Origin of the sequence: Variovorax sp. Root318D1, assembly GCF_001424835.1 — a bacterium.
Taxonomy (GTDB): domain Bacteria; phylum Pseudomonadota; class Gammaproteobacteria; order Burkholderiales; family Burkholderiaceae_C; genus Variovorax.
This window is the reverse complement of the sequence record NZ_LMCQ01000012.1, coordinates 498,925-525,545: the sequence shown is the minus strand read 5'-3', so window position 1 is coordinate 525,545 and position 26,621 is coordinate 498,925. Positions and strand designations below refer to the sequence as shown.

The window sequence follows — 26,621 nt, the reverse complement described above, 5'->3', positions numbered from 1 at the left end:
CTTGCCAGGTCAGTTGCGCACCGGCTTCCCCGTACTCAACATCCCCATGATCCGCTCCTGAGTCTTCGGATGCACGATCAGCGAGCAGAAGGCCTTGCGTTCCAGCGTCATCAGGTACTCCTCGGTCACGAGCGAGCCCGCATCCACGTCACCGCCGGTCACCACGTTGGCGATCAGGCTCGCGATATGGAAGTCGTGCGCGCTGATGAAGCCGCCGTCGCGCATGTTGACGAGTTGCCCCTTGATGGTCGCGGCGCCGCTGCGACCCGCCACGCGAAAGCTGCGGCGCAGCGGCGCGCGGTAGCCGGCGTCGGCCATGGCCTTGGCCTGCTGCAGTGCCACGTAGAGCAGCTCGTCCTTGTTCGGCACGATCACGTCGCTATCGAGCAGGTAGCCGAGCTTCTTCGAATCGAGCGCGCCAGTGCCCACCTTCGCCATCGCCGCGGCGGTGAAGCCCTCGGTCAGGAACGGCAGCAGGTCGTTGCCGATGGAGGCCGCAGCGTTCTCGGCTGCACGGCGAGCGATGTAGGTCAGACCGCCCGCGCCGGGAATCAGGCCCACGCCTACTTCGACGAGGCCGATATAACTTTCCATCGCTGCGACGCGTTTGGCCGAATGAATCGCCAGTTCGCAGCCGCCGCCCAGCGCCATGCCGCGCACGGCCGAGATCACCGGCACGCTTGCGTAGCGGATCTTGAGCATCACGTTCTGCAGCTCTTCCTCGGCACCTTCGACCGCACCGATGCCGGCGACCACGAAGGCCGGCAGCATCGCCTGCAGGTCGGCGCCGACCGAGAACATCTCGTCGGGCGACCAGATCACCAGGCCCTTGTATTCGGCCTCGGCCAGGTCGACAGCGGCGCCCAGCGCCTCGGCCACGTCGGGGCTGATGGCGTGCATCTTCGAATGGATGCTGGCGATGAGCACTTCACCGTCGAGCGTCCAAACGCGGACGTCGCCTTCGTCGCTGATCGTGGTGCCGGCCGTGTTGGCGTCGACCGCGTTCGCGCCGAGCACGCTTTCGGGGAACAACTGGCGGTCATGCACCGGCAGCTTGCGCTGCGGCACGAACTTGCTCTGCGAAGCGCTCCACGAGCCTTCCGGCGTGTGTACACCACCCGCTTCGGCCACTGGGCCTTCGAACACCCATTTGGGCAGCGGCGCAGTGCTCAATGCCTTGCCGGTGTCGATGTCTTCCTGCACCCACTTGGCAACCTGCGCCCAGCCGGCTTCCTGCCAGAGCTCGAACGGACCCTGCTTCATGCCGAAGCCCCAGCGCATCGCATAGTCAATGTCGCGCGCGCTCTCTGCAATGGTCTCCAGATGCACGGCGGCGTAATGGAAGCTGTCGCGCATGATGGCCCAGAGAAACTGGCCCTGAGGACCTTCGCTCTCACGCAGCAGTTTCAGGCGCTCGCCCGCGGGCTTCTTGAGCATGCGGCCATACACCTCGTCGGCCTTGGCGCCGGCGGGCACGTACTCGCCGCTCTGGAGGTCGAAGCGCAGGATGTCGCGGCCGGCCTTCTTGAAGAAGCCGGCCTTGGTCTTCTGGCCCAGGTTGCCGAGCTCGAGCAGCTTGGCGAGCACCGGCGGTGTCGAAAAGTTGGCGTAGAACGGATCGCTCTTCTCGTCGAGGTTGTCCTGCAGCGTCTTGACCACATGCGCCATCGTGTCGAGGCCCACCACGTCGGCAGTGCGGAAGGTGCCCGAGCTCGCGCGGCCCAGCTTCTTGCCGGTGAGGTCGTCCACCACGTCAGGCGTGAGACCGAACTTTTCCACTTCTTTCAGCGTGGCCAGCATGCCGGCGATGCCGACGCGGTTGGCAATGAAGTTGGGCGTGTCGTGCGCGCGCACCACGCCCTTGCCGAGCGTGCTGGTGACGAAGGCCTCGAGGTCGTCGAGCACCTTCGGTTCCGTGGTGGGCGTGTTGATCAGCTCCACCAGGAACATGTAGCGCGGCGGGTTGAAGAAGTGAATGCCGCAAAAGCGCGGCTTCAGGGCTTCGGGCAGCGCTTCGCTCAGCTTGGTGATCGAAAGGCCCGAGGTGTTCGAGGCCAGGATCGAATGCTTGGCGACGTGCGGCGCGATCTTCTTGTAGAGATCGAGCTTCCAGTCCATGCGCTCCGCAATGGCTTCGATGATGAGGTCGCACTCGCCGAGCTTGGCGAGGTCGTCCTCGTAATTGGCCTGCTCGATGAGCACCGCATCGGCCACGTCGCCGAGCGGCGCGGGCTTGAGCTTCTTGAGGTTGTCGATGGCGCGCGTGACGATGCCGTTCTTCGCTGCACCTTGAGCGACAGCTCCGGTCGCGTCCTTGGCGGCCAGGTCGAACAGCACCACAGGCACGCGCACGTTGACGAGGTGGGCGGCAATTTGCGCGCCCATCACGCCGGCGCCGAGCACGGCGACCTTCTTCACTTGAAATCGGGACATGTTGATTGGTATTTCTTGGATTGAAAACGCGGCGGTCTACTACTGGACGCGGAGCCAGGTCTGGGTGCGCCAGAAGGGCCCCAAGTAGCCGCGCACTTCGAGCTTCTTGCCGCCGTCGATGGGCGTGAAGCTCGCGCGGTATTCCTTGCCGTTCTCGGGGTCGAGGATCTTTCCGCCTTCCCAGACGTCCTTGCCCTCGGCCTTCTTGCCGCCGCGGATGATGTCGAGCCCTGTGATGGGCTTGCCCTTGCGGTCGTCGCTGCATTCATCGCAAATCGCGTCGGGCTTGGCGTCCTTCCGTAGCGACTTCTCGATGCGTCCGATGAGCGCGCCGCCGGATTCGCCGATGCGGATCTCGGCCTTGACCTCGCCCGTCTTGTCGTCGACGTTGCGCCACAGCCCCACCGGGGTGCTCTGGGCCATGGCTGTGGCAGAGATAGCGGCCAAGGCGATGGCTGCAAACAACGATTTCATGATTGGGTTCCCGGCTGGACGATGAAGAAGGACAGCAGCCTCAGGCCAGCGCCGCTTCGGTATCCATCAGCACCTTGCTGCCGGCGCGCGCGGTGCGCATCAGCGTCGCGGTCTCGGGGAACAGCTTGGCGAAGTAGAAGCGTGCGGTCTGCAGCTTGGCAACGTAGAACGGGTCGGTGTTGCCGGCGGCAATTTCGCGCAGCGCCACCTGGGCCATGCGAGCGAACAGGTAGCCGAACACGAAGTGGCCGGCCACGCGCAGGTAGTCCACCGCGGCGGCGCCCACTTCGTCGGGGTTCTGGAAGCCCTTGAAGCCGATCTCGGTCGTGAACTTGGTGAGCTGGTCGCCCAGCATGGCAATCGGGTTGATGAACTCGGCCATCTTCTCGTTCACGCCCTCTTCTTCCACCAGCCTGGCGACGAGCTTGCCGAACTTCTTGAGCGACGCGCCGTTGTTGCCCAGCACCTTGCGGCCCAGCAGGTCCAGCGACTGGATGGTGTTGGTGCCTTCATAGATCATGTTGATGCGGTTGTCGCGCACGAACTGCTCCATGCCCCATTCCTTGATGAAGCCGTGGCCGCCGAACACCTGCATGCAGGCATTGGTGGCGATGTGGCCGTTGTCGGTGATGAAGGCCTTGACGATGGGCGTGAGCAGCGCGACCAGTTCGCCGGAGTCCTTGCGCACCTTCTCGTCGGGGTGGTTGTGTTCCTTGTCGAGCAGCAGCGTGCAGAAGATCTGCAGCGCGCGGCCGCCTTCGGCATACGCCTTGGCCGTGAGCAGCATCTTGCGCACGTCCGGGTGGACGATGATCGGGTCGGCTTCCTTGTCCTTGGCCTTGACGCCGGAAAGCGAACGCATCTGCGTGCGGTCCTTGGCGTAGGCCAGCGCATTCTGATAAGCCACTTCGGTCAGTCCGAGCGACTGGTTGCCCACGCCCAGGCGCGCGGCGTTCATCATCACGAACATGGCTTGCAGGCCCTTGTTGGGCTCGCCCACCAGCGTGCCGGTGGCGCCTTCGATCACGATCTGCGCGGTGGCGTTGCCGTGGATGCCCATCTTGTGCTCGAGGCCGGCGCAGAAGATCGGGTTGCGCTCGCCGAGCGAGCCGTCGGCCTTGACCTTGAACTTGGGCACCACGAACAGGCTGATGCCCTTGCTGCCCTTGGGCGCATCGGGCAGGCGGGCCAGCACCAAGTGAATGATGTTGTCCGTCATGTCGTGCTCGCCGGCCGAGATGAAGATCTTGCTGCCGGTGATGCGATAGCTGCCGTCGGCCTGCGGTTCGGCCTTGGTGCGCAACAGGCCCAGGTCCGTGCCGCAGTGCGGTTCGGTCAGGCACATGGTGCCGGTCCATTCGCCGCTCGTGAGCTTGGGCAGGTAGGTCTTCTTCTGTTCGTCGGTGCCGTGTGCCACCAGCGCTTCGTACGCGCCGTGCGAGAGGCCGGGGTACATGGTCCAGGCCTGGTTGGCGCTGTTGAGCATTTCGAACAGGCACTGGTTTACCACGAAGGGCAGGCCCTGGCCGCCGAAGGTCGGGTCGCACGACAGCGCGGGCCAGCCGCCTTCGACGTACTTGGCGTAGGCGTCCTTGAAGCCCTTGGGCGTCTTCACTTCATGCGTGGTCTTGTCGAGCTTGCAGCCCTCTTCGTCGCCGCTGATGTTGAGCGGAAAGGTCACCTCGGCGGCGAACTTGCCGGCCTCTTCGATCACCGCATTGATGGTGTCGGCATCGGTCTCGGCATGGGCCGGAAGCGCCTTGAGTTCGTCGGCGACGTTGAGCACTTCGTGCAGCACGAACTGCATGTCGCGTACGGGTGGGTTGTAAGTAGGCATCCGGAACTCTCCTGGTCGAAAACTGGATAAAAAAGAAAAAGGAAGAACGAAAAAAGGGGCGCTCAGCGCACCGGCTTGAGCCGGCGGGAAGCGGAGGGCTTGGCCTTGGCCGCAGCCGCTGGGGCCGGCGGTGCTTCGGGCGTGGCGCTGCGCGCCAGGATGTTGTCGAAGCCGACGTTGGCGCGGCCGATGGAACCCGGCACCTGGAGGAAGCGCGCTTCGTAGTGCAGCGCGAGGATCAGGCCATGGATCTCGAACGCGAGCTGGCGCTCGTCGGCGTCGGCGCGCAGGTGGCCTTCGCTCTTGGACTGCACGATGGCGCGCAGAACAGCCGCCTGCCAGATGCTGACCGACTCCACGAGCGCATCGCGCACCGGGCCGGGACGGTCGTCGAACTCGGAGGCGCCGCTGATGTAGATGCAGCCCGAGTCGATTTCAGCCGAGGTGCGCTTCATCCAGTTGGCGAACATGGCGCGCAGCCGCGGCAGGCCGCGCGGCGCCTCAAGGGCCGGAAAAAACACCTCTTGCTCGAAGCGCGCGTGATACTCGCGCACCACCGAGATCTGCAGTTCCTCGCGCGAGCCGAAGTGGGCGAACACGCCCGACTTGCTCATCTTCGTGATTTCGGCCACGGCGCCGATCGACAGGCCTTCGAGCCCGATCTGCGCTGCCAGCGCCAGCGCCGCGTCGACGATGACGGCCTTGGTCTGCTGGCCCTTCTGGGCGGCGCGGACCGGCTTGGCGGGAACGGCATTGACGGACATCGTGGAAGCTCCGAATAAAACGAACGGTCGTTCTATTTTGCAGGCGCTTTGCGATTTTGGCTGTCAATGTCCTTCTGCAGTTGAAGGTTAATCGGTGCGGGGCGGGGCCGCCACTGCCCCACCCGCCCGGATCAGAACTCCTGCGAAACGGGCCGGAGCACCACCTCGTTGATGTCCACGTTCGCGGGCTGCTCGACGGCGTAGACCACGGCGCGCGCCACCGAGTCAGCGGGAATCTGGTTGGCCTCGTAGAACGCCTTCACCCCGGCCGCGCTCTCGGCGTCGCTGCTGCCGAACTTCAGCTCCGATTCGATCGCGCCCGGCGACACGATGGTCACGCGCACGCCGCTGTTGCCCATTTCGACGCGCAGCCCTTCGGAGATGGCACGCACCGCATGCTTGGTCGCGCTGTAGACGGTGCCAATCGGCGTAAACACCTTCAGCCCCGCGATGGACGCCACGTTGACGATGTGGCCGCTGCCCTGCGCCTGCATGCGCGGCAGCACCGCGGCAATGCCGTAGAGCACGCCCTTGATGTTGACGTCGATGGTGCGATCCCATTCGTCGACCTTGAGCTTCTCGATCGGCGACAGCGGCATCACGCCGGCGTTGTTGACCAGCACGTCGATGCGGCCGAAGGCTTCCACGGTGGCGGCCGCGAGCTTTTCCAAATCGGCGCGCTTCGCCACGTCGGTGGCGACGGCCATCGCTTCGCCGCCGGCTTCGCGAATTTCGGCGACCACTTTGTCGAGCCGGTCGGTGCGCCGTGCCGCGAGCACCACCTTGGCGCCGCGTGCGGCCAGGTGGCGCGCGGTCGATTCGCCAAGCCCGCTGCTCGCGCCGGTGACGATGGCAACCTTGCCGCGGATGTTGTCTTGTACGGATGTCATGGGGATTTCCTTTCGGGTGTGTTGAAGAAGAAGTGCATGCAGTGTGGAAAATCCATGCGTTCCCGTAAATGAAACTCTTGCGACTTCAGAATTCCCCAAACCGGAATTCGCCTCCTCTTGAAAGCAGCCCATGGCCAATCGTCTCGAAGCCCTGCGCGTGTTCTGCACCGCCGCCGCTGCCGCCAACTTCCGCGAAGCAGCCGCGCGCCTGTCCGTCTCGCCGCAGGTGGTGACACGCGCGGTGCGCGAGCTCGAAGAAGAACTGGGGGAGCCCTTGTTCCACCGCAGCACGCGCGGCGTGCAGCTCACTGACTTCGGGCGGCAGCTCGCGGAGCGCGCCCGCGTGGCGGTGGGCGGCGTCGATGACCTGTTTCACCAGATCGACCGGCGCACGCTGTCGCAGCACGCAGGCACGGTGCGGGTCACGGCGCCGCATGTGTATGCGCGGCTCATCCCGCAGGCGCTGGCGCCGCTCGTGGCAGCGCATCCGGGGCTGGTGCTAGACCTGCGCCTGTCGGAACAGCATGCCGACGTGGTGGACGAGCAGATCGACATCGGCGTGCGCGTGGGGCCGATGCGCGACGCCCGCTTCGTCGCGCGGGCCGTCGGGAAAATGCCCCTGCGTGTGGTGGCCGCGCCAGCGCTCATTGCGCGACTGGGCACGCCGCGTGATCTCGATGCCCTGTCCGCCCTGCCGCTGACGGCGTTGATCAACCGCAGCTCCGGCCGCCCCTGGCCGTGGCCATTCAGCAAGCGGCGGGTGCTGACGGTCTCGTCGCCCGCGTTCGTCACGGACAACATCGATGCCGAATGCGCCGCTGTGTTGGGCGGCGTCGGCTTCGGCCAGCTCATCGGACCGCTGGCCGAACCATGGCTGCAGTCGGGCGCGCTCGTGGCCGTGCTGGAGGCGGATGCGCCGGAGCCATTTCCGATTCACGTCTATCGTCCGCAGCGCGCGCCGGTGCCGGCACGCGTGCGGCTGGTGTACGACGAGCTGATCCGGGTGCTGCGCTGAGCGCGCTGCCGCGCGTCAACAAAAAAGGCGCGCCGGGCTTTCGCCCGCCGCGCCTTTCGTGGCTCGCTGCCGCGAGGCTCAGAGCTTGAAAGGCACCACTTCCTGGCGCTGCTCGCCCAGGCCTTCGATGCCCAGCGTCATCACGTCGCCCTTCTTCAGATAGAGCGGCGGCTTCATGCCAAGGCCGACGCCGGGCGGCGTGCCGGTGGTGATGACGTCGCCGGGCAAAAGCGTCATGAACTGGCTCAGATAGCTCACGATCTTGGCGATGCTGAAGATCATGGTCTTGGTGTTGCCGGTCTGCATGCGCTTGCCGTTGAGGTCGAGCCACATCGACAGCTTCTGCGGGTTGGGCACTTCGTCGCGCGTGACGAGCCACGGGCCGAGGGGGCCGAAGGTGTCGCAACCCTTGCCCTTGTCCCAGGTGCCGCCGCGCTCGATCTGGTATTCGCGCTCACTCACGTCGTTGATGGTGCAGTAGCCGGCCACGAAATTGAGCGCATCTTTCTGCGAGACATAGCGCGCGCGCGTGCCAATGACCACGCCGAGCTCGACTTCCCAGTCGCTCTTGACCGAGTTCTTGGGCAGCATGACCGGATCGTTCGGGCCCTGGATGCAGCTGGTCGCCTTCATGAAAACCACGGGCTCCGCGGGGATCGGCAGGCCCGATTCGGCCGCATGATCGGCGTAGTTCAGGCCGATGGCAATGAACTTGCCGACATTGGCCACGGGGCTGCCGAAACGCGGCTTGCCCCTGACCAGCGGCAGCTTGTCGACCTTTTGCTTCTGCAGCTTGGCAAGGGCGGCGTCGCCGAGCTGCTCGGGCCCGATGTCCTTGACCACCGCGCTCAGGTCGCGCAGACGGCCTTCGCCGTCGATGAGGCCGGGCTTTTCCTTGCCGGGGTTGCCATAGCGAACGAGTTTCATGTTGTCCTTTCTTGTGAGACTGATTGACTGGCTAGTAAGTGGAGCGGCCGCCGGAGAGGTCGAACACGGCGCCGGTGGAGAACGAGCAATCTTCGGTGCAGAGCCAGCCGACCATAGCGGCCACCTCCTCCACCGTGCCGAAGCGGCCCATGGGAATTTTCGAGAGCATGAACGCGATGTGCTCGGGTGTCATCTGGTCGAAGATGGCGGTCTTCACCGCCGCGGGCGTCACGCAGTTGACGCGGATACCGGTGTCGGCCAGCTCCTTGCCCAGCGACTTGGTGAGCGCAATGACGGCGGCCTTGCTCGCACTGTAGGCGCTGGCGTTCGGGTTGCCCTCTTTTCCGGCCACGGAAGCAATGTTCACGATTCGGCCATAGCCCTGCCTTTGCATCTGGGCCACCACCTCGCGGCAACAGAGAAAGACGCCGTTGACGTTGACGTCCATCACCTGCCGCCAGTCGTCGACGGGGTAGTCCCACAGCTTGGTGTTGGGACCGGTGATGCCGGCGCTGTTGACCAGCGCGTCGATGCGCGGCGCATGGGCCAGCGTGGCCGCCACGGCCGCGGCCACCGAAGGCTGCTGCGCCACGTCGACCTTGACCGCGAAGGCCTTGGGGCCCAGCGCAGTGCAAGTCTGTAGGGCCGCGGCCTCGTCACGATCCCAGAGGGTGACGCTGCCGCCCGATGCAATCAGCCGCTGTGCAATGCCGAAACCCAGCCCCGCCGCGCCGCCGGTCACCACCGCGTGGCGGCCGGCGAAGTCGAGCTGGTTCATATGGTGAGGCCGCCGTCGACCGTGAAGGCCTGGCCGGTCGCGAACACCGATTCATCGCTCGCGAGGAACACCACCACGGGCGCGATTTCTTCGGCCTTCGCGAGGCGCCCCATCGGCTGGCGCGCGATGAACGCCTTGCGTGCAGCCTCGGGATCCTCATTGGCGTTGATGCGGTCGCCGAGCGAAGGCGTATCGACCGTGCCTGGACACACGGCATTGCAGCGGATGCCGCGGGTCACGAAGTCGGCTGCCACGCTCTTGGTAAGGCCGAGCACCGCTGCCTTGGTGGTGCCGTAGACGAAACGGTTGGGCAGGCCCTTCATGCTCGAGCAGACGCTCGCCATGTTGATGATGCTGCCGCGCCCCGCCGCCAGCATGCCGGGCAGAGCGGCCTGGATGGTCCAGAACTGCGCGCGCACGTTGAGGTTGAACGCGAACTCCAGATCCTTGTCGGTGGCGTCGAGCGCGGTGCCGTTGTGCACCACGCCGGCGCAGTTGAACAGCACGTCGAGCGCTGGAAGACTCTTGAAGAAGGCGGCGATCGCATCCTTGTCGAGCACGTCGAGCCTGGCGGTGCGCACGTTGGCCACGCCAGCGTAGCGCTCGAGCAGCGTCTCGTTGACGTCGGTGGCCCACACCTGGGCGCCTTCGGCCGCCATGGAGAGAACGCTCGCGTGGCCGATGCCTTGTCCGGCCGCCGTCACGAGCACGGTCTTGCCCTTGAGTCTCATGCATGTCTCCTTGGAAGTTGGAAGCGGCCGTTCAGGGTTTGGCCCGATGGCAACGGCGCAGCGAGATCGTATTCTGAATTGGCCTTACCACTTGTCCAATTCAGGACAACCCTTAACAACCACCCCGTGCCGCTCCAGACCGTAGAACCCCAGCGCCTGTACCGCCAGATTGCCGACCAACTCCGAGAGCTGATCGGCAAGGGCGAATTCGCGGTCGGCGCACGGCTGCCGGCCGAACGCGACCTGGCCAAGCAGCTCGGCGTGAGTAGGCCCTCGGTGCGCGAGGCGCTGATTGCGCTCGAGGTCGAAGGCTGGGTCGAGGTTCGAACGGGCTCGGGCGTGTACGTGCTCGACCGGTCACATCGCGTGAGCAAGCCGGTGGCGCCAAGCGAATGGGGTCCCTTGGAGCTGATTCGTGCACGCCGCGTGATCGAGGGCGAGACCGCCGCCATCGCGGCCACCGTCGGCAAGCGCAAGGATGTCGACGCCATGAGCCGCGCCATCGAAACGATGCGCGGGCTCGCCGACCGCGAAATAATGCCGCTCGAAGGCGACCGCGCATTCCACGTGGCCATCGTCAACGCCAGCGGTAACACCGTGCTAGTGGAAACCGTGCAGAGCTTCTGGGATTCCCGCAACGGACCCATCTTCACGCGGCTGGGCGGCTACTTCGAAACAGTGGCGTCCTGGCGCTCGGCCATTGCCGAGCACGAGGCCATTCGCGACGCGGTGGCCGCGCACGACGCCGAGGCCGCGCGCGCCGCGATGCACGCCCACATGGACAACTCGCACCAACGATTCAGCGCGAGCTGGCGCCGCGCAAAAGCCGCCTGAACCGCCAGCATTTCCTTCATCAAGATATTTTCTAACCCCACACCACGAGTTCCACGATGAATCCCTTCATTCGCCTGCATCCGGCCGACGATGTCGTGATCGCGCGCAGCCAGTTGGTCGGCGGCGCCAAGGTCGAAGACTTCGCCGTGCGCGGCCTGATTCCCGCCGGCCACAAGGTGGCGACGCGCGCCATTGCCGCCGGCGAGCCGGTGCGCCGCTACAACCAGATCATCGGCTTTGCGAGCAAGCCGATTGCGGCTGGCGAGCACGTGCATACGCACAACCTCGACATGGGTCCCGACAAGGGGGATTTCGAGCGCGACTATGCGTTCGGCGCCGACGTGAAGCCCGCGCCCCCAAAGCGCGAAGCGACCTTCATGGGCATCAAGCGCGCCGACGGCCGCGTGGCCACGCGCAACTACATCGGCGTGCTCACGAGCGTGAACTGCTCGGCCACAGCGGCGCGCGCCATTGCCGACCACTTCTCGCGCAAGACCAATCCATCGGCGCTGGCCGACTACCCGAACGTCGACGGCATCGTGGCGCTCACGCATGGCACCGGCTGCGGCATGGACACCCAGGGCATGGGCATGCAGATCCTGGAGCGCACGCTCACGGGCTATGCCACGCACCCGAACTTCGCGGGCGTGCTGGTGGTGGGCCTGGGCTGCGAGGCGAACCAGATCAATGCCTGGCTTGCGACCGGCCACCTGGCCGAGGGCGAGAACTTTCGCACCTTCAACATCCAGGACACCGGCGGCACGCGCAAGACGGTGGAGAAAGGCATTGCGCTGATCAACGAGATGCTGCCGCGCGCCAATGCGGTGAAGCGTGAGCCCTGCAGCGCGGCGCACATCACCATCGGGCTGCAATGCGGCGGCTCGGACGGCTACTCCGGCATCAGTGCCAATCCAGCGCTGGGCGCGGCGGTCGATCTGCTGGTGGCGCACGGCGGCACGGCCATCCTCAGCGAGACGCCCGAGGTCTATGGCGCCGAGCATCTGCTGACGCGCCGTGCCGTGAAGCACGAAGTCGGCCAGAAGCTGGTCGACCGCATCAAGTGGTGGGAGCACTACACCGAGATCAATGAAGGCGAGATGAACAACAATCCCTCGCCGGGCAATAAAGCAGGCGGCCTCACGACCATCCTCGAAAAGTCGCTTGGCGCGGTGGCCAAGGGCGGCACCAGCAACCTCGAGGCGGTGTACGAATACGCCGAACCTGTCACGGCGCACGGCTTCGTCTACATGGACACGCCGGGCTATGACCCCGTGAGCGCTACCGGGCAGGTGGCCGGCGGCGCAAACGTCATCTGCTTCACGACCGGGCGCGGCTCGGCCTACGGCTGCGCGCCCTCGCCTTCGCTCAAGCTCGCGACCAACTCGGCGCTGTGGCAGCGGCAGGAAGAGGACATGGACATCAACTGCGGCGAGATCGTGGATGGCACGTCGTCGATCCAGGAGATGGGGCAGCGCATCTTCGAACTGGTGCTGGCCACCGCGTCAGGCGAACCGTCCAAGAGCGAAAAACATGGCTACGGCCAGAACGAATTCGTGCCGTGGCAAGTCGGCGCGGTGATGTAAGGAACATATGCCCCAGACTCTTTCCGCCTCCGTTCTCCGGACGCAATGCGCCCGCATCCTCGAAGCCGCCGGCAGCACGCCGGCCGAAGCCGCGCAGGTGGCCGGCAACCTCGTGCTTGCCAACCTGAGCGGCCATGACTCGCACGGCGTGGGCATGCTGCCGCGCTATGTCGATGCGGTGGCCGAGGGCGGGCTCAAGCCCAATGCTTCGGTCAAGGTCAATGCCGACATCGGCACGATGCTCGCGATCGACGGCCAGCATGGCTATGGCCAGATCGTCGGCGTGCAGGCGACGGAGCTCGGCATCGCACGCGCGAAGCAGCACGGCAGCTGCATCTTCACGCTCGCCAATGCGCATCATCTGGGCCGCATCGGGCACTTTGCCGAAATGGCGACGGCGCAAGGCCTGGTCTCGATGCACTTTGTCAACGTGCTGTCGCGGCCCGTGGTGGCACCGTGGGGCGGCGGCGACGGGCGCTTTGGCACCAACCCGTGCTGCATCGGCATTCCGCTGGCGGGGGCCGAGCCCTTCCTGCTCGACTTTGCGACCAGCCGCGTGGCCCAGGGCAAGATGCGCGTCGCCCACAACAAGGGCGAACGGGTGCCCGATGGCTACCTGATCGACGAACACGGCGCGCCCACCAACGACCCCGGCGTGGTGGTGGTGCCGCAAGCCAACGGCCTCTTCGGCGCGCTGATGACCTTCGGCGAGCACAAGGGCTACGGCATGGCGATGGCGTGCGAACTGCTTGGCGGTGCGCTCAGCGGCGGCGGAACCTGGCACCGCCCGGCCGACACCGCTCGCACGGTGCTCAACGGCATGCTGACGATCCTGATCGACCCCGCCAAGCTGGGAACCCAGGCGAGCTTCGAGCAGGAGGCGACCGCCTTCGTCGAGTGGCTGCGCCAGAGCCCGCCAGGCGAGGGCTTCGACCAGGTGCAGATTGCGGGCGAGCCGGAGCGCGCCGCACGCGTGGCACGCGAGCGCGACGGCATCTGGCTGGACGATGCGACGTGGGGAGAAATCGTCGCGGCCGGTTCGAAGGTGGGCGTGGCGATCGCGTAGAAGCCAGCCTGCGCGCCTAACGGCGTGCGTTGCGCGACTTCTGGCTCAGCACGATCGCAATGCCGCCGAGGATGGCCACCGATGCGGCCGCGAGCCGCGGCGTGATGGCTTCCGACAGCAGCAGCACGCCGCCGATCGCCGCCAGCAGCGGCACCGACAGCTGCACGGTCGCCGCCTGCATGGCCGAAAGACGGGCCAGCGCCGCATACCAGATGACATAGCCGAGGCCCGAGGTCACGGCGCCGGACGCCACGGCCAGCGCGATGCCGGTCGCGTCCGCATGGGCGCGGGCGACAAAGATCAAGCTCAGCGCCAGGGCCATCGGCACGGCCCGCATGAAGTTGCGTGACGTGGCTGCCAGCGGATCGGCCACGCCGCGGCCGCGCAGCGAATACACGCCCCAAGCTACCCCGGCGATCGCCATCAGCGCGGCGCCCAGGAGCGGCGGCGCGGCGACGCCCGGCAGCACAAGGTAGACGAGCCCGCCCGCCGCCAGCACGAAGCCCAGCCATGCGAGCGGCCCAAAGCGCTCGCCGGAACCCAGGCCCGCGCCGAGCATCGTGAGCTGCACCGCACCGAACAGGATCAGCGCGCCCGTTCCCGCCGGCAGGCTGAGGTAGGCGAACGAAAAGAATGCGACGTAGGCGAACAGCATCGCGGCAGCGAGCCAGTCGACGCGGGCGGGCGACGGCGGCCGTGCTCTGAGCCGCACGACGAGGGCGAGCGTGAGCGCGCCCGAAACCAGCCGAATGCTGCCGAAGCTGGCCGGATCGATGCCCTGGTGCTGCAGTGCCAGCCTGCACAACAGCGAATTGGCCGCAAACGCGACCATGGCCGCCGCGGTGAGGGCCACGGTCTGCAGGAGGGACGGAGCGCCGCGCGCCTCGGACACGGCTTCAGACATGCGACGCCACCGTGAAGACGGCCCAGCCCATCAGCGCGAACCCGAGCGGCGCGCTCAGGCGATGGCCCCAGCTAACGTTTTTTTCCAGTGCCATGACGACGGCCAGAAGAAGCATCCAGCCGAGGCTGCCCGTGCCGACGGCGAACATCAGCAGCATCAGCGCCCAGCAGCAGCCAACGCAGAACAGCCCGTGGTGCGTGCCCAGAACGAAGGCATGGCGGGCCTGCGCCCGCCCGCGCCAGTGCTCGATGACGAAGCTCAATGGCGAGCGGCACTTTTCGAGGCACTGGTGCTTGAGGCGGCTGAACTGGAAGGCGCCGGCCAGAGCAATGGTCGCGGCGCCGATCACCCAACCGTGCCAGGCCAGCGTTGGCGCGCTGGCGAGCAAAGCCAGCACCGCGCTGTGAAGGCCGTGCGCCAGCAACCCGAAGGCACCCCACACCGCCACGTAGCCGAGCCCCAGCATCACCAGCAGGCGCGCATGGTCCGGGCGCCCCATGGTCAACCTATCGAAGGCGTTGAAAAGCGGCAGCGTGGTCGGCAGCATCATGGCCATTGTCATGAGGATCCACGCCACCGCATAGAGCACCGCGGGCACCACCACGCCGCCGGCGGGAACGACCTGGCACAGGAACGCGGCCGGGCCCGAGACGGTCCAGTCGCCGTGTTCGAGATAGCGTCCGTAAGGGCTGCGCGCCCAGGCCCACAACACCAGCCACGCAAGCGTGGCGAGCGCGGCAAGAACCGGCAGGAACACGCGGCGGTGGCGGACGGCGTGGCGCGGCGGCGAGCCGGCCATAGGGGTCATGAGTCGAAGACGAAGGTGCTCTGCAGCGCGTTGTGGTTCTTGATGTCGAGATCGATGCCGAGGGCGGCGTTCTTCGACCGGTAGGTGGGTGCCTTGCCAACGAACACCGGGGCACCCGGCACCGTGGAGAACACGGTGTCCGACAGCGTGGTCTGTCCGCCGGTCGCGCCGCGGTAGGGCTCGAGTTCGGCGTAATAGTCCTTGCCGATCTCCAGTTCGCCCTTGCCTTCGTTCACGGTGAAGCGGATGGGCGCCCGCTCGACCGACACGACCTGGCCGATGAGCGCGGCCAGATCGGCGATCGGCCCGCCGGCCTTCCCGGTGTAGACCTTGAGCAGCGCTTCCTCTTGTTCCTTGGAGGCCTTGTCGTCGACGAAGATCGCCGCCGTCCAATTGCCTTCGAGGATGTTGCCCGGCACGTGCGCCACGGCCGCGATGGTGTTGCCGCCGACGTCGACGCCGTCGATGGTTCCCTTGTCGATGCGCCAAGCGACGATGGTGTCGCAGGTGCCGTTGTCAGGGTCCTCGCCGATCCAGCAGGGACACAGGACATTGCAGTTGCAGACCTCCAGCAGGCGACCTTCCAGGTGATAGCTCATACGAACCTCCGTTCAGAAGCCACACAAACACGGACTTGTCGCCGCGACTCAGCGGCAAGGGGGCGCTGATCGTACGCTTCGCAATGAAGCAAGTCGAGTGCGGCGCCCCGGTGCCGCGCTATCGCCTGGGTACCCTCTTGGCAGCTGCCGATCAGCTGCGGCTCGTGTCGACGATCAGGGCGATCGTGGCCTCGAGATGCTCCGAAGGCGCCCGGCGGAAGCCCGAACGCGTGAAGCGCTGCAGCTGCCCGACCACAAAGGCCGTGAGCGCAGCTGCGCGCACCTGGGCATCCACCGTGGGGGTGCTCGAACCGTCCGCCGCGGAGGCGCCGCGCAGCACTTGGCGCAAGGTGGCTTCGATCTTGTCAAAGAACTGGTTCATGCGCTGCTGGAGGCGCTCGTTCTCGAACACCAACGCGTCGCCCACCATGACGCGTGTCATGCCCGGATTGCGTTCGGCAAACTGCACCAGCAGGGTGAGGATTCGTGCGGCCTGCTGGGCGCCCGTGGCGCCCTCGCGCTCGAGAATCTGGTTCACCAGCGTGAAAACGCTCTGCTCGATGAAGTCGATCAGGCCCTCGAACATCTGGGCCTTGCTGGCGAAATGGCGGTAGAGCGCGGCCTCGCTCACATCCAGCCGCGCGGCCAATGCCGCCGTCGTCACCCGCTCGGCGCCGGGCTGCTCGAGCATGGCCGCCAACGCCTGCAGTATCTGCACGCGCCGCTCCCCCGGCTTCGGTCGCTTGCGCACCGGCGCCGCAGGGGTCAGCGTCTCTGTCTGGGTTTCTACGCCGGGGTAGCTTGTCTCTTCGTTCTGCATGGGAGCGCGTGCAAAGATGTAATCAATTGATTCTCGCACAGGGGCGCCTGCAGTGAGCGCGTGCAAACCAGCCCCCGAAAAGCTCGTACAGAATCAGGCTTCGCAAACAGAAAAGAGATCACATGGCCCAACGCAGCGTTCTGGTGACCGGAGGTGCAGGCTTTATCGGCAGCCACACCTGCGTGGCGCTGACGGCAGCGGGATATACCCCGGTCATTCTCGACAACCTCGGCAACAGCGACGTCCGCGTGCTGGACCGGCTGCGCCAGATCACGGGCAGCGCGCCGCGGCTGATCGTGGGCGACGTGCGCGACAGGAACTTGCTCGACCGCGTGCTGGGCAGCGAACGCTTCTCGGCCGTGATCCACTTTGCGGGCCTCAAGGCCGTCGGCGACTCCGTGGCCGATCCGCTCACCTACTACGACAACAACGTGCATGGCAGCCTGGTGCTCGCCTCGGCCATGCAGCAGGCGGGCGTTCATACGCTGATCTTTTCGTCGTCCGCCACGGTATACGGGGAACCCGACCACTCGCCCATTCCGGAAGACGCCCCCTGCAGGCCGGCCAATCCCTATGGGCGCTCCAAGCGCATGGTGGAAGAAGCGCTGATCGATCTGTACCACGCGCAGCCGAATTGGCGCATTGCACTATTGCGGTATTTCAACCCGGTGGGTGCGCATGAGAGCGGGCTCATCGGCGAACATCCGCAAGGCAAGCCGAACAACCTGATGCCCTTCGTGTGCCAAGTGGCCGTGGGCCAGCGCGACAAGCTGCTCATCCACGGGAACGACTATCCGACGCCCGATGGCACCGGCGTGCGCGACTACGTACATGTGATGGACTTGGCCGAGGGGCACGTCGCGGCCCTGCGGCACGCAGAAAAGCAGGCGGGCCTGGTGACGCTGAATCTCGGGACCGGCCGCGGCGCCTCGGTGCTCGAGGTGGTGCATGCCTTCGAACGCGCGAGCGGTCGGCCGCTGCCTTGTGAGATCGGCCCGCGCCGGCCCGGCGACGTGCCCGCGTACTGGGGGGATCCGTCGCTCGCGGAGACGACCCTCGGCTGGCGTGCTCAGCGCGGGCTTGAGCAGATGTGCGCGGACAGCTGGCGGTGGCAGCAGGGGAACCCGAGCGGGTACGAAGGCTAAGCCGGACCTGCTGGCTCAGCGCGCCCGAATCATCGTGCCGTAAGCCTGGTCGGTCAGGATCTCAAGCAGCATGGCGTGCGGCACGCGGCCGTCAATGATGTGCACCGCGTTCACACCGCTCTTGGCCGCATCGAGCGCGCCTTCGATCTTGGGCAGCATGCCACCTGAGATGGTGCCGTCGGCAAACAGGTCGTCGATTTCGCGCGCGCTCAGGTTGGTGAGCAGCTTGCCGTTCTTGTCGAGCACGCCGGGCGTGTTGGTCAGGAGCATGAGCTTCTCGGCCTTGAGCACGGTGGCCAGCTTGCCAGCGACGACGTCGGCATTGATGTTGTAGCTTTCATTCTCCTCGCCGAAGCCGATGGGGCTGACCACGGGAATGAAGGCGTCGTCCTGCAGGGCCTTGACCACGCTGGGGTCGATGGAGACGATGTCGCCCACCTGGCCCACGTCGTGGTGCAGGTTGGGGTCGGTGCGGTCCGCCATTTTGAGCTTTTGCGCCCGGATCAGGCCGCCGTCGCGCCCGGTCAAGCCCACGGCTTTGCCGCCGGCCTGGTTGATCAAGCCCACGATGTCCTGCTGCACTTCGCCGGCCAGCACCCACTCGACCACTTCCATGGTTTCGGCGTCGGTCACGCGCATGCCCTGGATGAAGCTGCCCTTCTTGCCCAAGCGATTGAGCGCCGCCTCGATCTGCGGGCCGCCGCCGTGCACCACCACCGGGTTCATGCCGACCAGCTTGAGCAGCACCACGTCTTCCGCGAAGTCGGCCTGCAGGGCTGGGTCGGTCATGGCATTGCCGCCGTACTTGATGACGATGGTCTTGCCGTGGAACTTGCGGATGTACGGCAGGGCCTGGGCCAGGATCTCGGCCTTGTCGCGCGGGGGAATGTTGAGGACGGGGTCGGTCATGGGCGGTCAGGCTCCAAAGCGAAGGACGATGAGGGAAATTCTCGCAAAGAAAGCGCAGTCAGGGGCGCAGCCAGCGCGGCACTTTGAAGCGCACGATCATGAGGTAGGCGCCCACGTAGGTCGTGACGAACAGCAGGCAGAACAGCATCAGCACGATGGTGTTGTTCCAGAACAGCACGGCCGGCACCACCGACAGCGCCGCAAACATCCACAGGTAAGGTGAGGTCCTGTTGTTGCGGGCAAGCAATTGCCGGGCCTCGTCGTCGGCAAACGCCACCCGCACGATGCGCCGGAAGATCAGCTGGTGAAAGTGCAGGGCATCGGCGGTGCCGGGCGACTGCCCGCGCGCCAGCTTGCGGTAGATGGAAAACAGCGTCTCCCACACCGGGTAGATCAGCAGCAGCATCGGGAACCATGGCGAGACGACGCGGTGCCGCTGCACCAGCGTCACACAGGCCACCGCAATGACCATGCCCCACACGTAGGCGCCGCCGTCGCCGGCAAAGATCTTGCCGCGCGGATAGTTCCAGATCAGGAAACCGACGGTGGCGCCCACCAGGCACACCATCATGGCCGCCAGCTGGCGATCGCCCACCTGCAGCGCCACGTGCGAAACAGCCAGGCAAACCAGCACCGCCACGGTGCCGGCCAGGCCGTTGTACCCATCGATGATGTTGAAGGCGTGCGGCAGGCCGCCGATGGCCAGGGCCGCGAACAGCACAGCGCCATAGGGAACCATGGCGAGCCACGTGTCGACCGTTTCGATGCCGGTGCGCGACAGGCTGAGCCCCAGCACCCAGCACACCAGCAAGGCGGAGCCGATGGTGAGCCCCAGCCGGTAGCGCACCCTGACGTTCTGCGTGACGTCTTCGACGATGCCCGCGAGCACAGCCGGCGCAATGCACAGCAGCGTGAGCATCGAGGTCTTGACCGGCCAGGACACGTTGAATGGATCGGTGCCGGTAATACCGGACGCCAGCCAGGCCGCGCCCATGCCGAGCAGGATCCCCGCGCCGCCAAGCCGCGGCACGTGCCCCCTGTGGAAGCGCTGGGGCATGTCGGTGCCGTAGAGCCGGGCATGCCTGCGCGCGCGGCGCATGAACAGCTGGACCGCAAAGGCGGAGACGAAAAAACTGATGACGATCAGAGCAATCATGTGTGGGTGTTCGGGAACCCTAGAATTCCCGAGCGAAATTAGACCATGCCAGCGCCCTCCCCCTCCCAACCCCCGATCACCGTTTCGATCGTCAGCCACGGCCAGCTCGCGTTGGTGCTGCCGCTGCTCGAGCAACTCGACCGCTTCAGCCGGGCTTCGACCGCCAAGGTGGTGCTGACGATCAACATCCCCGAACCCGACCTGCTGGACGGCCGGAAATGGGGATTTGCCGTCGAGCGCATCGAAAACGCGAGCCCCAAGGGGTTTGGGGCCAACCACAACCAGGCGTTCGAACGCTGCGACACGCCATGGTTCCTGGTCCTTAACCCGGACATCCGATTCGACAACGACGTTCTGGCCCCGCTGGTTGCGCAGGCCGCGCCCGATGCCGGCCTTTTGACGCCGCGCATTTTGGAGCCGGACAAGAGCACCCCCGAGCAGCACCGCGCAATCATCACGCCGCTCGAGATCCTCACCCGGCGCAAGCCTGGCTATGTGCGCCCAGCGGTACCTGACTGGATTCCGGGCCTGTTCATGCTGTTTCGAAGCGCCGCCTACCGCGAGATCGGCGGTTTCGACGAACGATTCTTCATGTACGGCGAAGACTTCGACATCTGCGCAAGGACCCAGCTGGCAGGCTGGAAGCTGCAGGTGGGAGAAGACCTGCTCGCGCGCCACGAGGCCCAGCGCGCCAGCCGCAGCAGCAAGAAGCACCTGTACTGGCACGTGACCAGCCTGCTGAAGGTGTGGAGCTCGGCGGTGTTCTGGCGCTACCTGCGGGCACGCCCCCGCCATTCCTGAAACAAACGCTTTCCGTTTGCGAAGACAATCCGGGGCCCGGAAGCCGGAGCCAAGCCGCCTTTCCCTCCCCAACGACGACGATGACGACAACCAGCAGCCCGACATCCCCGCAGGAACACGCCCACCTGGTTCACCCCAAATACCGACCCGACATCGACGGCCTGCGTGCCGTCGCCGTGATTTCGGTGCTCGGCTACCACGCGTTTCCGCAGTGGATCAAGGGCGGCTTCATCGGCGTCGACATCTTCTTCGTCATTTCGGGTTTCCTGATCACGACGATCATCCTGGGCAGCTTCGAGGGCGACGGATTCAGCTACCGCGAGTTCTACGCGCGGCGGGTAAAGCGCATCTTTCCAGCGCTGGGCCTGGTGCTGGCGGCCACGTTCGCCTTCGGTTGGTATGCGCTTCTGCCTAACGAGTGGGAGCAGCTCGGCAAGCACGTGGCGGCAGGCGCGGGCTTTGTCTCGAACTTCGCGTTCTGGAACGAAGCCGGCTACTTCGACAACGCGGCCGAGACCAAGCCGCTGCTGCACCTGTGGTCGCTGGCCATCGAGGAACAGTTCTACATCTTCTGGCCCGTGCTACTGGGCCTGGCGTGGAAGCGCAAGTGGCGCGTGCTCGCGGTGGTGGGCGCGGTGGCAGCCATGTCGTTCCTGCTGAACGTCTCGACCATCCATAGCCACCGCACGGCGGCGTTCTATTCGCCGTTGTCGCGCTTCTGGGAGCTGATGATCGGCGGCATGCTGGCGTACATGCGGCTTCACCGGCCCCTGCCAAAGCCGGGTTGGGGGCGCCATGCGCAGTCGATTGCCGGGCTGGTGCTGATCGGCCTGGGCCTCGCCTACATCCGCGGCAACAAGGCTTTTCCGGGTTTCTGGGCCATCCTGCCCACGCTGGGTGCGTTCTACTGCATTGCAGCCGGCCCGACCGGCGTGCTCAACCGCTACGTGCTTGCCTCGAAGCCGATGGTGTGGATCGGCCTGATCAGTTATCCACTTTACCTTTGGCATTGGCCCTTGCTCGTGTTCGCGCGCATCGTGGAAGGTGGCCTGCCATCCGAAGGCCTGCGCGCCTTTCTGTTGGCGACAGCGGTTCTGCTGGCCTGGATCACCTACCGATTTGTCGAACGCCCGGCACGGGCCTCGTCGGCGCCGCGCATGGTGCGCACACTCGGCGCAGCCGTGGCCTGCTTGGCTGTGCTCGGTGTCTTCGCCCTGACGAGCCGGCTCACAGGCCGCCTGGACGACTCTTACTTCGACACGGTCGAGGCGGCACGAAAGAACTGGGTGTTCGGGGAGGGCCTAACCCCGGCAAAACTGAAAAGCGGACAGACCGTCTTTAGGGTCGGCTCCGGCAAGGAGCGCGTCTTGATCATGGGCGACAGCCACGTCCAGCAATATGCGATCCGTGCCGCACAACTGGCGAAGGATCCAGCGCAGCAGCTGAACTCGATCACGTTCGCAACCGCACCCGGATGTCCTTTCGTTCCGGGTATTTTTCGCGACGCCACGCCGGGCTGCGACGAGTTGCGAACGGCCTTCATCGATTACGCCTTGACCGACGATGTCGACACCATCGTGATCGGGGGATGCTGGAACTGCTATTTCATCGACCAGGCCCAGCCGGCCACGGGCGCGCTCAGCGAAGAAGGGTTCTACTTCCGCGCAGGCCCACAAAAACTCCTCTTCCGCGAAGGCAGCGGGGTGGACGCATCACTGGCCTCGCTGGAGATTCTGCTGAAACGCATCGCTTCGAGGAAGAAGGTCTACCTGCTGCTGGACAACCCGATCGGGCTGGAATTCAGTCCCGAGCATTTGATCAGCGGCCACCGGCTCGGCACCATGCACGTCGGGCGGATGACCCCTCACATTGCGCTTCGCACAACGCAGAACAGCCTCAACCAGCGCATGGCCGAGATCGCCAACCGCAGCGGTGCATCGGTTGTTGATCCGCTGCCTTTCCTGTGCCCCGAGAATCAGTGCATCCGGGCACTGGCCGATGGGACGCCGGTGTACAAAGATCGTGACCATTTTCGATCGGACTACGCTCGGACAGTGCCCTACCTCGACGACATCTTGCTCGAGCGCCACGGCCGATGAAAACGAGGTTGGCCGCTCAGTTCTCCCGGACGCCAGGCGCCATCAGTCGAGCAGGCGCCTGACCGTGCGCAGCCCCGGCACCTTGGTCAGGGAGCCGATTGCTGCCACCGTCGAAGGCGAAACGCGGCGCAGCAGGAAGATGACCATGCGCAGCTTGAGCTTGGACTTGCGGCCCACCGACGGATTGGCGAGGACCACCGCGGCGTACTGCTCCAGGATGTCGAGCATCTCGGCGCGGAATTCGTTGTCGTGCTTGGCCGAATCGATCGCGTGGTCGACGAAGTACGCCTGGAAGCGCGGCACCAGGTAATCGCGCAGGTAGTACAGCGAGCGCCGCGGCTCGTCCGGAAAGGCCGCGGCCAGCTTCATGAAATACCTGAAACGGCTGCGGACCATGCGAACGCCGAACGAAGTGCTCGCGGTGTGGATGCACCAGACCGTCACGGCCCGATCGACAAAATGGTTGGTGTAGCCTTTCCTGAAGATTCTCAGAAAAAGATCATCGTCTTCATACCCCGTGAACTGCGGATCGAACCCCCCAACGGCATCGAAGGCGGTTCGGCTGATCAGGCTGGCCGATGGCAGGACGAACATGTCGTGGCGCAGCAGGTCGAAGAGATCCGTTTTGGGGTGCGATTTGGCGCCCAGCTTGACCACACCAGTCCGGATTACATTGGCATCCGCATCGGCCTCGTAGAGATCCGCATAGACGAAGCCGAACCGCGCCTCCTTGGCGGGAATCGCTTCGACCAGGATCTCAATGTGGTTAGGCAGATAAAAATCATCCTGATCCAGAAAGCAGATGTACTCGGACGTGGAAGCAGCCACTCCGGCGTTGCGCGCCGAGCCCTGCCCCCCGTTCTCCTTGTCCAGGATGCGGAAGGGATAGCGCTCGGCCAGCGCGTCGAGCGCCGCGCGCTCTTCGGGCCGGGAGCCGTCGTTGACCACGATCACTTCATTCGCCGGCACGGACTGCTCGAACACGCTGCGGACCGAACGCTCGATGAAATCGGCGCCGTTATAGAACGGGATGATCACCACTACCGTGGGCGACACGCCCGTCCCGCCGGCGATGGATGTTGGAGAGGAATTCATTGGGGTCATTGTTTTTCTGGAAGAACGCGGTTCGGTGCGCGCGCCGAGCCTACACAGATTCGAACAGATCGCGAACCACACCCCGGAAGCCACGGCCGAACTTGTCGTAGCGCCCGGTCATGGCTTCGCGAAGGATCGGCAGGCAACGGGCGATCCGCGATGCGGGCAATGCGGCGCGAAACCGCTGATGCTCGATCTTGCTGCGCACCCTCGCGAGAATTTCCGGCGAGACCGCGTCTCCGAATTTCTGCAGCCGCGCAAGAAGCAATTCGGCCTTGTGAGCCCGCTCGACGTGCGTGCTCCCCCTGGAAGCCAGCGCCTTGTGCACCTTGGCTGCGAAGGTGTCGCGCCGCGCCCCGATCTGGTTTGACTCGTGCTGGCGGTAGTCGATCAGCGGCTGCTCCAGCAGGTCGACTCGCCCGATGGCCGAGGCGATGATGCCCAGCCATTCGTCGTGCACCCATTCGACCGGCAAGGGCAGCGCGTGCTCGAGCAGAGAGCGGCGAAACACCGTGGTCGCGCCGGTCACGAGGTTGCGCCGGAGGAACACGTCGAATGCGTTTCCGCCATGGATGCGCTCGATTTCGGATGGCGTGACCTCGAGCGCATGAAAAAGCGTATCGCCCAGGTCGCGACGCTCGGCGTTGACCAGGCGTGCATCGGTGTGCAAGAGCAGCAGCTTCGGATCGCGTTCGAAGAGCGGCACCATCTGCGCAAGGCGGTCAGGGAGCCAGACGTCATCCTGGTCGCTGAGCGCGATCAGGCCGCCGGTGCAGGCGCCGATCGCCTGCTCGAAGTTCTTGACCACGCGCAGGGCGGGCCTGTTCTCGAAGATGCGCAGGGAAATAGCGTGCCCGGGGCGCTCGGCGGCGCACTCGGCCACTGCAGCGCGCACCACCTCCACCGATCCGTCGGTCGATGCGTCATCGGACAACACGATTTCCACCGGCGGCAAGGTCTGCAGGCAGATGCTTCGTACCTGCTCACGTAGGAAACGCGCGCCGTTGTGGGTGCAAAGCGCGACGGAAACAAAGGGGGGCGTTGGCGCGGCGGTGTTCGGGCCTGCTGTCATGTCGAAGGGGGGAGCCAAGGGGTTCGGGGCGGCCAAGCGTAGCTGAAATCCTCGGCGGCGAGGCTCAGGTTGGGGTTGTAGGCGGGGTCGGCCTGCAGCAGCGCGCCCCAGCGCCCGCGCATGAACTGCTCTTCACGAAGAAAGCGCTGCAGCGCCGGGCCGGAGAAATCCGAGACACGCGTCGCCGATTCGTGATGGAACAGTTCGGCCTCAGGCGTCCAGACGTTGCGGTAACCAGCTTCGCGAAGGCGCAGGCAGAAGTCGATGTCATTGAAGGCCACCGTGAGGTGTTCCTCGTCGAGTCCTCCCACTTGCTCGTAAAGCGCCTTGCGCACAACCAGGCAGGCGGCAGTCACGGCGCTGAAAGATTGCGCAAGCTGCGCACGCCTGCCATGGCCGGGATCCGAGCGAGCCAAGTGCTTGTGGGCGTGGCCTGCGATGCCGCCGACACCCAGAATCACGCCCCCGTGCTGGACAGTCGTGTCGGGATAAAGCAGCTTCGCGCCGACAGCGCCCACTCCCGGCTGCAAGGCAATCGACACCATCTCCGCGAGCCAGCCGGGCGAGATGACCTCAATGTCGTTGTTGAGCAGCGCGACAAGTTCGCCCTGTGCCCTTGCAACTGCCGCGTTGTTCAGCGCCGAATAGTTGAACGCACGCTCGTCACGGATAACGGTGATGCCCTGCTGCGCATTCAGTGCGGCGAAGTAGGCAAGCGCTTCAGGGTCGTCTGATCCGTTGTCGACCAGAAGAATTTCGTAGTTCGGATAGTCCGTCTCGAGCACGATGCTCTCGATGCACTGCCGTACCAGCGGCAGCGCGTTGCGCGTCGGAATGATCAACGAAACCAGCGGCGGCGAAGATGGCAACGCATAACGGGTGCGATAGCCAAACTGCGTGGCCTCGGCCCTGGCTGCGGTGGTTGTTCGCGCGAAATGGGCATTCAGTACGGCAACGCCTCCAGGCCGACCACCGAATTCGACCTCAGAAGCACGGCGGTGGGCGAGCACGTGTGGGATGTGGCGTATCTGCTCGCTGCGAACCCGTTCCACACAGCGCAGCGCGAGGTCATAGCCCTGTTCGGGAGGCGGCAGCTCCGCACGAACTCCGCCGGATTCATCGAACAGGTGGGCCTCGATGGCAACCCACGAAGCAAAGAGATTGCGGCTGAGGAAAAGGTCCGGATTCCAGTCGGGCTTGAAAAAAGGATTGATGCGCCGACCGTTCGCATCCAGCTCGTCTTCATCGGCATAGATCAAGCGGGCCTCGGGGTGCGCAGTGCTCTGTTGGGCGATGACCCACAGTGCGTGCGACGGCAGTGTGCAGCCTGGCTCGATCCAGATGACCCAGTCGGCGGAGGCCGCCGCGTTGAAGCCCTCGGGCAGGGATCCGGCCGGCCTTTGCGTCCATTCTTTGTACAACTGCGCGTCGAGTGTGCCTGCGCTCAGTTCGCCTGCGGGCAGCAGCAGCAAACGCTGGCGCTTCGGCGATGCATCGATTTCCCGGCGCCTGCGATCGGTGGCCGCCGGATCGATCATGTCGTAGCGCTCGACCCAATCCGCGTAATCTCCTCGCTCTTCGACCTGCGGCAAGGGTGCACCGCCCACGACCCGCTGAAGACACCGGCTGGCCCAGCGCAGCGGCGCCGTGACGCGCCAACTGGTGGACTGCTGCATCTCCAATAACCGCGTTTCGAGGGACTGCGTCTCGTGCTCGAGCAAGGCGATCCGGCGTTGAAGCTGTGCACTGCTCAAGCCGTTTTCAAGCCCCCTTCGCCGAATATGGGGCTGCGGGGCTGGCAGCGTAGGCTTACTGAACATTGCTCGAGATCACGAAAATAGAGGCTTCCACTGGTTACGGGCCCTTTGGAGCAAGGCCGGT

The 26,621-nt window shown here is 65.4% G+C and carries 24 protein-coding genes; 7 read left to right on the top strand and 17 right to left on the bottom strand.

Features of this window, described 5'->3' with window-relative positions; translation table 11 throughout:
* Positions 1 to 9 precede the first annotated feature (9 nt).
* The 5 genes from ASC78_RS12560 to ASC78_RS12540 form a co-directional block, all read right to left on the bottom strand.
* Positions 10 to 2,433 carry a 3-hydroxyacyl-CoA dehydrogenase/enoyl-CoA hydratase family protein gene (locus ASC78_RS12560; protein WP_055801442.1) on the bottom strand — a complete coding sequence of 808 codons (2,424 nt, stop codon included), beginning with the start codon at positions 2,431 to 2,433 and terminating at the stop codon, positions 10 to 12.
* Between the two features lie 39 nt (positions 2,434 to 2,472).
* On the bottom strand, positions 2,473 to 2,907 hold the full coding sequence (locus tag ASC78_RS12555; protein WP_055801439.1) for a DUF2147 domain-containing protein: 435 nt from the start codon (positions 2,905 to 2,907) through the stop codon (positions 2,473 to 2,475).
* Between the two features lie 40 nt (positions 2,908 to 2,947).
* Positions 2,948 to 4,744, bottom strand: a complete 1,797-nt coding sequence (locus ASC78_RS12550) for an acyl-CoA dehydrogenase C-terminal domain-containing protein (RefSeq protein WP_055801437.1) — start codon at positions 4,742 to 4,744, stop codon at positions 2,948 to 2,950.
* A gap of 62 nt (positions 4,745 to 4,806) precedes the next feature.
* The gene (locus tag ASC78_RS12545; protein ID WP_055801435.1) at positions 4,807 to 5,508 is read right to left on the bottom strand and encodes a TetR/AcrR family transcriptional regulator; all 702 of its coding nucleotides are present in this window, start codon (positions 5,506 to 5,508) and stop codon (positions 4,807 to 4,809) included.
* 131 nt (positions 5,509 to 5,639) lie between these two features.
* Positions 5,640 to 6,398, bottom strand: a complete 759-nt coding sequence (locus ASC78_RS12540; protein WP_055801432.1) for an SDR family oxidoreductase — start codon at positions 6,396 to 6,398, stop codon at positions 5,640 to 5,642.
* Between the two features lie 130 nt (positions 6,399 to 6,528).
* Here ASC78_RS12540 and ASC78_RS12535 point away from each other — a divergent pair, with 130 nt between their 5' ends.
* A complete protein-coding gene (locus ASC78_RS12535) occupies positions 6,529 to 7,413 on the top strand; it encodes a LysR family transcriptional regulator (RefSeq protein ID WP_055801428.1) in 885 nt (294 codons plus the stop codon).
* A 78-nt stretch (positions 7,414 to 7,491) separates the two neighbouring features.
* On the opposite strand, the gene ASC78_RS12530 is transcribed toward ASC78_RS12535, so the two are convergent.
* Genes ASC78_RS12530 through ASC78_RS12520 form a run of 3 tightly spaced genes read right to left on the bottom strand, consistent with a single transcriptional unit; the run spans position 7,492 to position 9,849 of the window.
* A complete protein-coding gene (locus ASC78_RS12530) occupies positions 7,492 to 8,340 on the bottom strand; it encodes a fumarylacetoacetate hydrolase family protein (RefSeq protein ID WP_055801425.1) in 849 nt (282 codons plus the stop codon).
* Between the two features lie 31 nt (positions 8,341 to 8,371).
* A complete protein-coding gene (locus tag ASC78_RS12525) occupies positions 8,372 to 9,118 on the bottom strand; it encodes an SDR family NAD(P)-dependent oxidoreductase (protein ID WP_055801422.1) in 747 nt (248 codons plus the stop codon).
* Complete coding sequence (locus ASC78_RS12520) at positions 9,115 to 9,849, bottom strand: SDR family oxidoreductase (RefSeq protein WP_055801418.1); 735 nt, start codon at positions 9,847 to 9,849, stop codon at positions 9,115 to 9,117. The genes ASC78_RS12525 and ASC78_RS12520 overlap by 4 nt, the downstream gene beginning before the upstream one ends.
* 126 nt (positions 9,850 to 9,975) lie before the next feature.
* Between ASC78_RS12520 and ASC78_RS12515 the strand changes: the two genes are divergently transcribed.
* Genes ASC78_RS12515 through ASC78_RS12505 form a run of 3 tightly spaced genes read left to right on the top strand, consistent with a single transcriptional unit; the run spans position 9,976 to position 13,332 of the window.
* Positions 9,976 to 10,683 (top strand): FadR/GntR family transcriptional regulator, encoded by a 708-nt coding sequence (locus tag ASC78_RS12515; protein WP_055801415.1) that lies wholly within the window; start codon positions 9,976 to 9,978, stop codon positions 10,681 to 10,683.
* Between the two features lie 56 nt (positions 10,684 to 10,739).
* The gene (locus ASC78_RS12510; protein ID WP_055801412.1) at positions 10,740 to 12,266 is read left to right on the top strand and encodes a UxaA family hydrolase; all 1,527 of its coding nucleotides are present in this window, start codon (positions 10,740 to 10,742) and stop codon (positions 12,264 to 12,266) included.
* Between the two features lie 7 nt (positions 12,267 to 12,273).
* The gene (locus ASC78_RS12505; protein WP_055801410.1) at positions 12,274 to 13,332 is read left to right on the top strand and encodes a malate/lactate/ureidoglycolate dehydrogenase; all 1,059 of its coding nucleotides are present in this window, start codon (positions 12,274 to 12,276) and stop codon (positions 13,330 to 13,332) included.
* Between the two features lie 16 nt (positions 13,333 to 13,348).
* Here the strand turns inward: ASC78_RS12505 and ASC78_RS12500 are convergent, their stop codons facing one another.
* From ASC78_RS12500 to slmA, 4 genes are all read right to left on the bottom strand, one after another.
* The gene (locus tag ASC78_RS12500; protein WP_055801407.1) at positions 13,349 to 14,236 is read right to left on the bottom strand and encodes a DMT family transporter; all 888 of its coding nucleotides are present in this window, start codon (positions 14,234 to 14,236) and stop codon (positions 13,349 to 13,351) included.
* On the bottom strand, positions 14,229 to 15,044 hold the full coding sequence (locus ASC78_RS12495; protein WP_055801404.1) for a DUF2182 domain-containing protein: 816 nt from the start codon (positions 15,042 to 15,044) through the stop codon (positions 14,229 to 14,231). The genes ASC78_RS12500 and ASC78_RS12495 overlap by 8 nt, the downstream gene beginning before the upstream one ends.
* Positions 15,041 to 15,643, bottom strand: a complete 603-nt coding sequence (locus ASC78_RS12490) for a DUF1326 domain-containing protein (protein WP_055801402.1) — start codon at positions 15,641 to 15,643, stop codon at positions 15,041 to 15,043. The genes ASC78_RS12495 and ASC78_RS12490 overlap by 4 nt, the downstream gene beginning before the upstream one ends.
* A gap of 151 nt (positions 15,644 to 15,794) precedes the next feature.
* The gene (gene slmA / locus ASC78_RS12485) at positions 15,795 to 16,463 is read right to left on the bottom strand and encodes a nucleoid occlusion factor SlmA (RefSeq protein ID WP_055801400.1); all 669 of its coding nucleotides are present in this window, start codon (positions 16,461 to 16,463) and stop codon (positions 15,795 to 15,797) included.
* 122 nt (positions 16,464 to 16,585) lie between these two features.
* Between slmA and galE the strand changes: the two genes are divergently transcribed.
* The gene (gene galE / locus ASC78_RS12480; protein ID WP_055801397.1) at positions 16,586 to 17,608 is read left to right on the top strand and encodes a UDP-glucose 4-epimerase GalE; all 1,023 of its coding nucleotides are present in this window, start codon (positions 16,586 to 16,588) and stop codon (positions 17,606 to 17,608) included.
* Positions 17,609 to 17,623: 15 nt separating this feature from the next.
* Here galE and argB read toward each other — a convergent pair whose 3' ends face one another.
* Both argB and ASC78_RS12470 read right to left on the bottom strand, forming a co-directional pair.
* Positions 17,624 to 18,517 (bottom strand): acetylglutamate kinase, encoded by an 894-nt coding sequence (gene argB, locus ASC78_RS12475; RefSeq protein WP_055801394.1) that lies wholly within the window; start codon positions 18,515 to 18,517, stop codon positions 17,624 to 17,626.
* A 58-nt stretch (positions 18,518 to 18,575) separates the two neighbouring features.
* Complete coding sequence (locus ASC78_RS12470) at positions 18,576 to 19,673, bottom strand: glycosyltransferase family 4 protein (RefSeq protein WP_055801391.1); 1,098 nt, start codon at positions 19,671 to 19,673, stop codon at positions 18,576 to 18,578.
* Positions 19,674 to 19,718: 45 nt separating this feature from the next.
* Between ASC78_RS12470 and ASC78_RS12465 the strand changes: the two genes are divergently transcribed.
* Together ASC78_RS12465 and ASC78_RS12460 are read left to right on the top strand one after the other, a co-directional pair.
* Complete coding sequence (locus ASC78_RS12465; RefSeq protein WP_055801388.1) at positions 19,719 to 20,474, top strand: glycosyltransferase family 2 protein; 756 nt, start codon at positions 19,719 to 19,721, stop codon at positions 20,472 to 20,474.
* Between the two features lie 80 nt (positions 20,475 to 20,554).
* Positions 20,555 to 22,573, top strand: coding sequence for an acyltransferase family protein (locus ASC78_RS12460; RefSeq protein ID WP_082517513.1), 2,019 nt, complete (start codon positions 20,555 to 20,557; stop codon positions 22,571 to 22,573).
* Between the two features lie 42 nt (positions 22,574 to 22,615).
* Here ASC78_RS12460 and ASC78_RS12455 read toward each other — a convergent pair whose 3' ends face one another.
* The 3 genes from ASC78_RS12455 to ASC78_RS12445 are packed head-to-tail and all read right to left on the bottom strand — an operon-like array spanning position 22,616 to position 26,494.
* Complete coding sequence (locus ASC78_RS12455; protein ID WP_235505072.1) at positions 22,616 to 23,749, bottom strand: glycosyltransferase family 2 protein; 1,134 nt, start codon at positions 23,747 to 23,749, stop codon at positions 22,616 to 22,618.
* Positions 23,718 to 24,740, bottom strand: a complete 1,023-nt coding sequence (locus tag ASC78_RS12450) for a glycosyltransferase family 2 protein (protein ID WP_055801382.1) — start codon at positions 24,738 to 24,740, stop codon at positions 23,718 to 23,720. The genes ASC78_RS12455 and ASC78_RS12450 overlap by 32 nt, the downstream gene beginning before the upstream one ends.
* Positions 24,737 to 26,494, bottom strand: coding sequence for a glycosyltransferase family 2 protein (locus tag ASC78_RS12445; protein ID WP_162246099.1), 1,758 nt, complete (start codon positions 26,492 to 26,494; stop codon positions 24,737 to 24,739). The genes ASC78_RS12450 and ASC78_RS12445 overlap by 4 nt, the downstream gene beginning before the upstream one ends.
* Positions 26,495 to 26,621 lie beyond the last annotated feature (127 nt).

Excerpts from the sequence above, each read along its gene's own strand:
- ASC78_RS12510 (WP_055801412.1), top strand. The coding sequence starts at position 10,740 with ATGAATCCCTTCATTCGCCTGCATCCGGCCGACGATGTCGTGATCGCG.
- argB (WP_055801394.1), bottom strand. The coding sequence starts at position 18,517 with ATGACCGACCCCGTCCTCAACATTCCCCCGCGCGACAAGGCCGAGATC.
- ASC78_RS12500 (WP_055801407.1), bottom strand. The coding sequence starts at position 14,236 with ATGTCTGAAGCCGTGTCCGAGGCGCGCGGCGCTCCGTCCCTCCTGCAG.
- ASC78_RS12525 (WP_055801422.1), bottom strand. The coding sequence starts at position 9,118 with ATGAACCAGCTCGACTTCGCCGGCCGCCACGCGGTGGTGACCGGCGGC.
- ASC78_RS12535 (WP_055801428.1), top strand. The coding sequence starts at position 6,529 with ATGGCCAATCGTCTCGAAGCCCTGCGCGTGTTCTGCACCGCCGCCGCT.
- ASC78_RS12465 (WP_055801388.1), top strand. The coding sequence starts at position 19,719 with ATGCCAGCGCCCTCCCCCTCCCAACCCCCGATCACCGTTTCGATCGTC.
- ASC78_RS12540 (WP_055801432.1), bottom strand. The coding sequence starts at position 6,398 with ATGACATCCGTACAAGACAACATCCGCGGCAAGGTTGCCATCGTCACC.
- ASC78_RS12470 (WP_055801391.1), bottom strand. The coding sequence starts at position 19,673 with ATGATTGCTCTGATCGTCATCAGTTTTTTCGTCTCCGCCTTTGCGGTC.
- ASC78_RS12490 (WP_055801402.1), bottom strand. The coding sequence starts at position 15,643 with ATGAGCTATCACCTGGAAGGTCGCCTGCTGGAGGTCTGCAACTGCAAT.
- ASC78_RS12505 (WP_055801410.1), top strand. The coding sequence starts at position 12,274 with ATGCCCCAGACTCTTTCCGCCTCCGTTCTCCGGACGCAATGCGCCCGC.
- ASC78_RS12560 (WP_055801442.1), bottom strand. The coding sequence starts at position 2,433 with ATGTCCCGATTTCAAGTGAAGAAGGTCGCCGTGCTCGGCGCCGGCGTG.
- slmA (WP_055801400.1), bottom strand. The coding sequence starts at position 16,463 with ATGCAGAACGAAGAGACAAGCTACCCCGGCGTAGAAACCCAGACAGAG.
- ASC78_RS12545 (WP_055801435.1), bottom strand. The coding sequence starts at position 5,508 with ATGTCCGTCAATGCCGTTCCCGCCAAGCCGGTCCGCGCCGCCCAGAAG.
- ASC78_RS12495 (WP_055801404.1), bottom strand. The coding sequence starts at position 15,044 with ATGACCCCTATGGCCGGCTCGCCGCCGCGCCACGCCGTCCGCCACCGC.
- ASC78_RS12450 (WP_055801382.1), bottom strand. The coding sequence starts at position 24,740 with ATGACAGCAGGCCCGAACACCGCCGCGCCAACGCCCCCCTTTGTTTCC.
- ASC78_RS12555 (WP_055801439.1), bottom strand. The coding sequence starts at position 2,907 with ATGAAATCGTTGTTTGCAGCCATCGCCTTGGCCGCTATCTCTGCCACA.
- ASC78_RS12460 (WP_082517513.1), top strand. The coding sequence starts at position 20,555 with ATGACGACAACCAGCAGCCCGACATCCCCGCAGGAACACGCCCACCTG.
- ASC78_RS12550 (WP_055801437.1), bottom strand. The coding sequence starts at position 4,744 with ATGCCTACTTACAACCCACCCGTACGCGACATGCAGTTCGTGCTGCAC.
- ASC78_RS12530 (WP_055801425.1), bottom strand. The coding sequence starts at position 8,340 with ATGAAACTCGTTCGCTATGGCAACCCCGGCAAGGAAAAGCCCGGCCTC.
- ASC78_RS12520 (WP_055801418.1), bottom strand. The coding sequence starts at position 9,849 with ATGAGACTCAAGGGCAAGACCGTGCTCGTGACGGCGGCCGGACAAGGC.
- galE (WP_055801397.1), top strand. The coding sequence starts at position 16,586 with ATGGCCCAACGCAGCGTTCTGGTGACCGGAGGTGCAGGCTTTATCGGC.